Genomic DNA, 8,550 nt, shown 5'->3' on the forward strand with positions numbered 1-8,550 from the left:
CTTTCCGCCGGCCCGGTTCCGGCCCGCCAAGGTGCGCACCTTCGTCGATCTGCTCGCGGCGGCCGAGAGACGGCGATCGCGCGGTGTTGCCGCGGCTTGAAGCCGATGGCGGTCAGCGGGCCTCTTGCAGGATCATCTCGGCTGCCTTTTCCGCGATCATGACGACCGGCGAGTTGGTGTTGCCCGAGACGATTGTCGGCATGATCGAGGCATCGACCACGCGCAGCCCGCCAAGCCCGTGAACACGCAGGCCGTCGTCGACCACCGCCATCGTATCCGAACCCATCTTGCAGGTGCCGACGGGGTGGAAGATCGTCGTGCCGATATCGCCGGCCTTGCGGATGAGCTCTTCGTCGCTGTCATACTGCGTGCCGGGCAGCATCTCTTCCGGCGCAAAGCGCGCCACCGCCCGGGCCTTCATCAGGCTGCGGACATGGCGCAACGACGCGACGGCCACGCTGCGGTCTCCCTCGGTGGAAAGATAGTTCGGCCGGATCTTCGCCGCCTCCCGCACGTCGGCTGAACCCATGTGCACGCTGCCCCGGCTTTCGGGACGCAGATTGCAGACCGAGACGGTGACCGCGGGAAAGCGATGCAGCGGCTCGCCCAGACGGTCGGTGCTCAGCGGCTGCACATGGTATTCGAGGTCGGGGGTTGCGAGACGCGGATCGCTCCTGGCGAAGATGCCGAGCTGGCTCGGCGCCATCGACAGCGGCCCGCTGCGCTTGAGCGCGTATTCCAGCCCCATCGACGTACGGCTGACCAGATTGTGATAGCGCTGGTTGAGCGTGGCGGTGTTGGCGACCTTGAAGACGGTGCGGATCTGCAAATGGTCCTGCAGGTTTTCTCCGACGCCCGGCAAGGCGTGACGAACATCCACGCCGATGCCCGAGAGCAGGTCGGGGCGACCCACCCCCGACAATTCGAGCAGCTTGGGCGAGTTGATGGCGCCGGCCGCAAGGATCGTCTGTCCAGCGCGGACCTGGTGCAGGCGGCCGCCTTGGCGGAAAACCAATCCGGTGACGCGCCGGCCGTCGAATTCGAGCCGTTCGGTCTCCGCGCCGAGCACCACGCGCAGGTTCTTGCGCCCCGCTATGCCGCGCAAAAACGCCTTCGACGTGTTCCAGCGCACGCCCTTCCTTTGGTTGACCTCGAAATAGCCCGAGCCTTCATTGGTGCCGGTGTTGAAGTCTTCGGTGCGCGGAATGCCGAGTTCCTCGGCCGCGTCCCGGAAGGCGTCAAGGATCGGCCATGAAAGCCGCTGCCGTTCGACCCGCCACTCGCCGCCGCTCCCGTGCATGGCGCCTTTGCCGCCGTGATAGTCTTCCGATTTGAGGAAATAGGGCAACACGTCGTCCCAGCCCCAGTCGGCATTGCCGGCCTGACGCCAGCCATCGTAGTCGGCTGCCTGGCCGCGCATGTAGATCATGCCGTTAATCGATGAACAGCCGCCAAGCACCTTGCCGCGCGGATAGTTGAGGCTGCGTCCATTGAGACCGGCTTCCGGCTCGGTCTTCATCATCCAGTCGGTGCGCGGGTTGCCCATGCAGAAGAGATAGCCGATCGGGATATCGACCCAGTGATAGCGGTCGCTGCCCCCGGCCTCGAGCAGCAGCACATTGTTGCGCGGATCGGCGGAGAGCCGGTTGGCGAGCACGCAGCCGGCGGAGCCGGCGCCGACGATGACATAGTCGTAACTGCCGAACGGGGACGGTGGAGCTTCGGTCACGTGCGCGCCTGCTGTCCGGCGATGCGCTCCCACATCGGGGTCATCGCCTGGTTGATCTCGCCGTACAGTCGATACCGTCCCGCATATGCATCGGCAACCGCCTCGTTGGGTACAAAATGTCGGGCGGCCGCCGTCATGGCGGCGGCACCTGCGCTGTAGTCCGCGAAAATGCCGACGCCGGTGCCCGCCGCGATCGCCGCTCCCAGCGCGCCGGTTTCGCGGCTGCGCGCCACGGTGACGGGCACGCCGAGCACATCGGCGAATATCTGCGGCCAGACGCTGCTGCGCGAGCCTCCGCCCGACAGCACCACCTGGTCGAAATCAGCGCCCGCTTTGTGCAAGGTCTCGACATGGCGCTTATGCTCGAAGGCAACGCCCTCGAACAGCGCACGCAGCAGATGGGCTCGGCTGTGCCAGCCGGCGATGCCATAGAAGCCTGCGCGCGCATGGCCATTCTGCTGCGAGCCGTAAAGGAAGGGATGATAGATCGGGATGTCGCTGTTGGGATCGACGGACGCCACCAGTTCGCTGCACAATTCGAACGGCGACTTGCCGGCTTCGCCACCATGTTCGAGGAATTCTCGAACGATCCATTCGAGATTGGCGGCCGAGGTGGCACTGGATTCGATCGCCAGATAGCGCTGGCGGTCGAAAGTCGACAGCATGAAGATCGAAGGGTCGCGGATCGGTTCGTCGGTAATGACCTGGTTGATGCTCCAGGTCCCTGCGATAACCGATGCGGCGCCGGTTCTGGTCACGCCCGAACCGACCGCGCTGGCGACGACATCGAACAGCCCGGCGACGACCGGCGTGCCGGCGCGCAGTCCCGTCAGGGCCGCCACCTCCGCGCTCACATGACCGGCAATGTCGGCCGATTCCAGCACTGGCGGCAGCAGGTCCATGCAATCGCCGAGCCCATAGGCGGCAAGCAGGTCCGGCTCGTAGCGGCGGTCCTGCATCTGCAGCAGGCCGCAGCCCGACATGTCTGAAGTGTCGCTGCTGCGCGCACCTGTCAGGCGGTTGACGACGAAATCCTTGCACAGGAACACAGTTCCGATGCTGGCGAACAAAGCCGGCGAAAAGCGCTTGAGCCAGGCAAGCAGGGTCGGTGTCTGCGCCGCCCACGGCCGTTGCAGGCAATGTGCATAGGTGCGGTCGCCGACATTCTGTTTTGCCCATTCGGCAACGATGCCGACCGCGCGTGTGTCGAGCGACTGGATGCCGATCAATGGCGCGCCCGTGCGATCGAGCGCGTAGAGCCCGTTGCCATGACCGGCGCAGCCGATGGCGACTATCTCGCCGGCGTCGATGCCGGCTTCAGCGATGCATTGGCCGATGACCGAAACCGCGTTGCGCCAGAGTTCGTCGAGGTCGCGTTCGACATGTCCGGGCTTTGGCATGGACGAGCGGCCGTCACGGGCGGCGAATGCCAGTTCGCGGCCGGACAGGTCGAAGAGGATGGCCTTGATGACGGTGTTGCCGGCATCGAGACCGAGGATATAGCTTGCCATTGGCGCCTCCCGAGGCCGCAGCCTAAGCCTGGTTGTACAGATCCCAGGCCGTGCCGCCATCGGCATCGTCGTGAATGATCGCCATCAGCCCGCGCACGACAGCGCTCGGGTTGGCGTGCTGGTAGATGTTGCGGCCATAGACCATGCCAAGCGCACCCTGTGCCATCAAGGCGGCCGACTTGTCGAACACGGCACGCAGATCCTCCTTGCCGCCGCCGCGCACCAGCACCGGGCAGCGCGCCGCCTCGACGACGCGGTGGAAGTCGTTGGGATCGGTGGTCGGATCGGCCTTGACGATATCAGCACCCATTTCACGGGCAAGCCGGGTCAAGGTGACGATCTTTTCGGCATCGCCGTCGACCATGTAGCCGCCATGCTCTGCGACCGGCAGCATGGCCAGCGGCTCGATCATCAGCGGCAGGCCGTATTTCTCGCAATCGGCGCGCACGCGGGCGATGTTCTGCACGCATTGCCGGAACAGGTCGGGTTCGTCGGGCAGCATGAACAGATTGACCACGACGCAAGCCGCATCCATCTCGATGGCGCCAAGCAAGGGCTCGGCTTCGTTCTGCAGCACCGCCCACATCGCCCGGTGGCGTATCCTGTTATAGGGATTGCCCATGTCGATGCGCATCACCAGCGCCGGCTTGTCCTTGCCAGGCACGGCCTGCAGCAGATCGGCCTGGCCGTAGTTCATCTGGATGGCGTCGGGGCCGGCCTTGACCAACTGATTGACCACACCGGCCATGTCTTCCAGCCCGGCAAGGAAGCTCGGCTCGTTGCAGACACCGTGATCGATGGCTACGTCGAGGCAGCGGCCGCCATCGAACAGCCGGTTCATGCGGACTTTCTTGTTTATGCGCATAGGGCGCTCCTTTGATGCGTCTGGAGATCGATGCCGTGCCGGTCGGCCAGCAAGGTGAGGAAGGTCGCGCGCTCGGTGGCGGCCTCGCTGGCGCTCCAGCCCTTGTGCGCCGCCAGCATGTCGAGAACGGCATTGACGAGGTCGAAGCTGAGACCGCCCGAAATGGCGATGGTGGTGCGGCGCAGGAACAGGTCGGCGAGGCACTCGACCTGCTCGCGCTCGATGATGCGCCCTATCTCGTTTGCCGAATAGTCCGACCGCGGCAGCATCTGTTCGCCCGCCGGGTGCGAAACGAAATCCCTGGCCGACGTGCCATAGCGCTGCAGAAGTGTGCGCGCGCGCTCGACCGGCAGGCCATGCTCGGCGGCGAATGACGCGCACCAGGCGTCCGGATCGGCGGGGAAATCGCGGCCGCCACCGATGGCCATGTCCTGCGTGCCCTTGCCGCGCGCGAGCCCAAGCCGCTTCAACGCCATGTCGGCGGCCAGCGCTCCAAATGAACGGAAGGTGGTCCACTTGCCGCCGATCATGCACAGTGTCGCCGGCAGATGCCCGCTCGCTTCTACGAACTCGCAAAAATGATCGCGCGGTATTCGGCTGGTAAAACTGTCCTCGCTGGCGGGCAACGGGCGTACCCCTGCGAAGCGAAACACGATCTGGTCATCGCTAACCTTGATCGAGGGAAAGACGAAAGCGAGCGACTGCAGGATGTAGCGCTGCTCGTCCTCCTCGCAACGGACCTTGTCCGGATCGTCGACCCGGATGTCGGTCGAGCCGATCAGCACCTTGCCTAGATAGGGAAACAGGATGCAGATGCGTCCGTCCTCGTTCTCGTAATAGACCATGTGGCCGCCGAGCGCGTCGAACAGTTCTGCGTTGTCGACGATCAGATGCGAGCCTTTGGTGCCGCCCATCATAGTCTGCGCCGCCGCCCCGATGGCTTTGTTGGTCAGGTCGATCCAGCCGCCGGTGGCGTTGATGACCAGTTGCGCCCGCACCGGCAACTTTTCGCCGGTCAGCGTGTCGGTGATGACAAGGCCGTCGCCGGTCGACGACGCCTGAGCGTAGTTCAAGGCGCGGGCATTCGTCGCGCTCGCCATGGCGTCCAGCAGCATCTCCAGGCCGAGGCGTTCGGGCCGACTTACCCAAGCGTCGTAATAGGTCGCCGAATTGCGGATCGCCGGATTGATCGCCGGCCATGTCTTCAGGGTTTCGGCGCGGCCCCTGAACCGGTGCGTCGGCATCAAACGCCGTGCAGCGGTGAAAAGGTCGTACATGGCAAGCCCGGCCTTGATGACCAGCGCCCCGCGCCGGCTCGGCCGCCGCGTCAACCCCAGGAAACGCACCGCACCGTTGGCGAGACCGGAGAAAATGTCGAAGATCGGCACCGTCGTCGGCAGCGGAGCCACATAGTGCGGGGCATTCCTCAGCAGCCGGTCGCGTTCGAGCAGCGATTCGCGCACCAGTTTGAACTCGCCGTTTTCGAGGTAGCGCAGGCCGCCATGCACCATGCGCGACAGGGCGGCGCTGGCGCCGCTGCAATAGTCGCCCTTCTCCGCCAGCACGACATCGACGCCTTGCAGGGCCAGTTCGCGAAAGACGCTGATGCCGTTGATGCCGCCACCGATGACGAGCACGGCGATATCAGGCCGGTCGCGCAGACCAGCGATTGTATGACTACGGTTCATCGGGGCTGTTGCCTTTTTTGCTCAGGCATCCATCGCGGTGAGATGCGCGGCTGCCGCGGCGTCGATTGCCGCTAGCTCGCTTGCCGCAAGCGTGATCTCGCCGGCCCGTGCATTGTCGAGCGCCTGCTCGGGATTGCGCGCGCCGCACAGGGCGAAGGTGATACCCGGCTGGGCGAGCGTCCAGGCGATAACGATCTGCGCCATCGACGCCTGGTGGCTTTCGGCGATCGGGGCGATTGCCTCTTTCAGCTTTGCCACCTTCTGCCGGTTGGCCGTGGAAAAGCGTGGGTTGTCCTTGCGCTGGTCGTCGCCGCCGAATGTGCGCTCTGGGTCGACCGTGCCGGTGAGCAGGCCCAGCGCCAGCGACGAGTAGCTGAGGGTGGCAATGTCATGGCGGCGGGTGATCGGCAGCAGGCTGCTCTCGAGGTCGCGGTCGATCATCGAATAGCGCTCCTGGATCGCATCGAGCTGGCCGGCGTCGATATAATGGCCAAGATCCTCGGCGCTGATGTTGCTGGCGCCAATGGCGCGGATCTTGCCGGCTGCCTTGAGCTTTTCCAGCACCGCCACCGTCTCGGCGATCGGGGTCGTCGGATCCTGCCAATGGGTGATATAGAGGTCGATGTAGTCGGTGCCCAGACGGCGCAGGCTCTGCTCGACCTCATAGGCGATGCCGTCGGCGCCGAGATAGCGATGCACAGGCTTGGCGTCCTGATCGAAGAAATGGCCGCCCTTGCCCGAATGCCAGTTCAGCCCGCATTTGGTCGCGATCACCACTTTGTCGCGCTTGCCCTTGATGGCGGTGCCGACGATCGCCTCGCTGCGGCCAAGACCGTAGGCCGGCGCTGTATCGATCAGGCTGAGGCCGGCATCGATCGAGGCTTCGATCGCCCTGACCGACTCCTTCTCGTCGGTGCCGCCCCACATCCACCCGCCAATCGCCCAGGTGCCCAGGCCTACGGCCGACGCCGATATGCCGGACTTGCCGATCTGCCGCTGGATCTGTCGAGAATTCATGCTACCTCCTGTTCGGCCAGCTCGAGGATCTGGAGCCCCGTGGCCTCGTCCGTGACGATGGTGTCGAGATGGTTGCCGCGCAGGGCGGCGAGGATCGGCGCGACCTTGCTGGGGCCGCTTGCAATGCCGATCGAGCGCGGGATGGTCGCGAACTCGTCCAGCGTCAACGAGACCAGCGAACGGTTGAGCGAGTAGTTGCAGAGCTTGCCCTGGCGGTCGATGAGATGAGCGAGCAGCTCGCCCGTCGCCCCGGACTTCTCGATCGCCTGGCGATCGGCATTCGAGGACGGATGCAGGTCGTAGTAGCTGGAATCGTCGGTTAGGATGGAGCCGACACCCACCACCGCGACATCCGCCTCGCGCGCCTTGCGAAACACGTCGGCGACGGAGCTGATGCCCATCAGCATTTCGCGCTGCTGCACGGTGTCGGCAAACAGCGGCGCATGAATCTGATAGGCGCGGCCGCCGAGCTTGTCGGCCATCAGCGAGGCGACGTGGTTGACGTCGGTGTAGTGCTTGCCCTGCACCAGGCCGGTTGCGGGAATGATCTCGACGTCGTATCGGCGCCCCGGCTTGAGACCGGCGACCAGCGCGCTGACGCCCTTGCCGCCGGTGATCGAGATCGTGTCGCCGTCCTTGATGGTGTCGAGCAGCAGCCCAGCCGCCGCCTCGCCGACCCGCTGCAGGGCCGTGTGCGGATTCTCGGAGACCGACGGCACCACCATCGCCCGCTCGATGCCGCCCAGCGCAACCAGCCGTGCTTCCAGGTCGACCAGATGGTCGATCGGTGACTTGATCTTGATCTCGACGAGGCCGAGCTGGTGGCCGCGCTTGATCAGCCGGTTGACCGTCGCGTGCGAGATGCCGAGTTCCCCGGCGATCTCGGCCTGGGTCTTGCCTTCGACGTAATGCAGGACAAGCGCCTGGTGCATTTGACGAACAGCGGCGATGTCGTCGCGGGTGTTGGGAGGGGCCATGGTCTTGCTGCGGTGCCTTTAGAGTTCAGGACTTCTTGCGATGCAGGAAGTGATCGATCGATACGGCTGCGAGCAGGATGCATCCCTTGATCATGTCCTGCCAATAGACCGAGACATCGAGCAGGATAAGCGAGCTCGTCACCACCGACAGCAACGCCATGCCGAGGATCGCTCCGAAGATGGTGCCCGAGCCACCATTGAGCGAGGCGCCGCCGATGACGGCCGCGGCGATGATGTTGAGTTCCATGCCGGCGCCGAAGGTCGGTGTCGCCGCGCCGAAGCGCGCCATGTAGATGACACCGGCCAGTCCGGCCAGCGTCGAGCACAGCACCGTGACCCAGAACTTCACCTGATTGGTCCTGATGCCGGAGAACTGCGCGGCCTTCTCGTTGGAGCCGGTGTAGAAAACCTTGCGGAAGGCCGTGGCGCGACGCAGCAGGAAGTCGAAGATCGCCACCACGACGATGAAGATCAGGATGACATAGGGGATGTTGTTGAGACTGCCTTGGCCGATGGCCTTGAAAGCCGGCGGCAGGGTGAACAGCGACAGCGGCGTGCCCTTGGTGACCACAAGGCACATGCCGCGCACGATGACCATGGCCGCCAGCGACGTGATGAAATGGTTGAGGCCTATCACCGTCACGAAGAAGCCCATGGCCGCGCCGATCAGCGCGCTGACACCGATGCCGATCAGACTTGCCGTCCAGGGATCGAGGCCGGCGAGGAACAGCCCCCCCGAGACCACCATCGAGAAACACACGAC

The 8,550-nt window shown here is 64.8% G+C and carries 7 protein-coding genes and 1 pseudogene; 1 reads left to right on the top strand and 7 read right to left on the bottom strand.

The window, feature by feature from the left end:
* Window positions 1-100 (top strand): annotated as a pseudogene (locus tag EOC06_RS42560) (LysR family transcriptional regulator); the annotation flags it as partial.
* 12 nt (window positions 101-112) lie between these two features.
* Here EOC06_RS42560 and EOC06_RS14825 read toward each other — a convergent pair.
* The 7 genes from EOC06_RS14825 to EOC06_RS14855 form a co-directional block, all read right to left on the bottom strand.
* Window positions 113-1,729, bottom strand: coding sequence for a GMC family oxidoreductase (locus tag EOC06_RS14825; protein ID WP_128308124.1), 1,617 nt, complete (start codon window positions 1,727-1,729; stop codon window positions 113-115).
* Window positions 1,726-3,240, bottom strand: a complete 1,515-nt coding sequence (locus EOC06_RS14830; RefSeq protein ID WP_128308125.1) for an FGGY-family carbohydrate kinase — start codon at window positions 3,238-3,240, stop codon at window positions 1,726-1,728. The genes EOC06_RS14825 and EOC06_RS14830 overlap by 4 nt, the downstream gene beginning before the upstream one ends.
* A 22-nt stretch (window positions 3,241-3,262) precedes the next feature.
* A complete protein-coding gene (locus EOC06_RS14835) occupies window positions 3,263-4,081 on the bottom strand; it encodes a class I fructose-bisphosphate aldolase (RefSeq protein WP_206631191.1) in 819 nt (272 codons plus the stop codon).
* 14 nt (window positions 4,082-4,095) lie between these two features.
* A complete protein-coding gene (locus EOC06_RS14840; protein WP_128308127.1) occupies window positions 4,096-5,793 on the bottom strand; it encodes a glycerol-3-phosphate dehydrogenase/oxidase in 1,698 nt (565 codons plus the stop codon).
* A 21-nt stretch (window positions 5,794-5,814) separates the two neighbouring features.
* Complete coding sequence (locus EOC06_RS14845; protein WP_128308128.1) at window positions 5,815-6,810, bottom strand: aldo/keto reductase; 996 nt, start codon at window positions 6,808-6,810, stop codon at window positions 5,815-5,817.
* Window positions 6,807-7,787: a sugar-binding transcriptional regulator gene (locus tag EOC06_RS14850; RefSeq protein ID WP_127321031.1), complete on the bottom strand. Its 981-nt coding sequence runs from the start codon at window positions 7,785-7,787 to the stop codon at window positions 6,807-6,809. Before EOC06_RS14850 ends, EOC06_RS14845 begins: the two co-directional genes overlap by 4 nt.
* A 25-nt stretch (window positions 7,788-7,812) precedes the next feature.
* On the bottom strand, window positions 7,813-8,550 hold a 738-nt coding region (locus tag EOC06_RS14855), incomplete at its 5' end, for an ABC transporter permease (protein ID WP_164898583.1).

This window comes from Mesorhizobium sp. M7A.F.Ca.MR.362.00.0.0, assembly GCF_004023175.1.
In the GTDB taxonomy this organism is placed as follows: Bacteria; Pseudomonadota; Alphaproteobacteria; order Rhizobiales; family Rhizobiaceae; genus Mesorhizobium.

Coding starts and splice junctions, on each gene's coding strand:
- EOC06_RS14840 (WP_128308127.1), bottom strand. CDS start 5,793: ATGAACCGTAGTCATACAATCGCTGGTCTGCGCGACCGGCCTGATATC.
- EOC06_RS14850 (WP_127321031.1), bottom strand. CDS start 7,787: ATGGCCCCTCCCAACACCCGCGACGACATCGCCGCTGTTCGTCAAATG.
- EOC06_RS14835 (WP_206631191.1), bottom strand. CDS start 4,081: ATGAACCGGCTGTTCGATGGCGGCCGCTGCCTCGACGTAGCCATCGAT.
- EOC06_RS14830 (WP_128308125.1), bottom strand. CDS start 3,240: ATGGCAAGCTATATCCTCGGTCTCGATGCCGGCAACACCGTCATCAAG.
- EOC06_RS14845 (WP_128308128.1), bottom strand. CDS start 6,810: ATGAATTCTCGACAGATCCAGCGGCAGATCGGCAAGTCCGGCATATCG.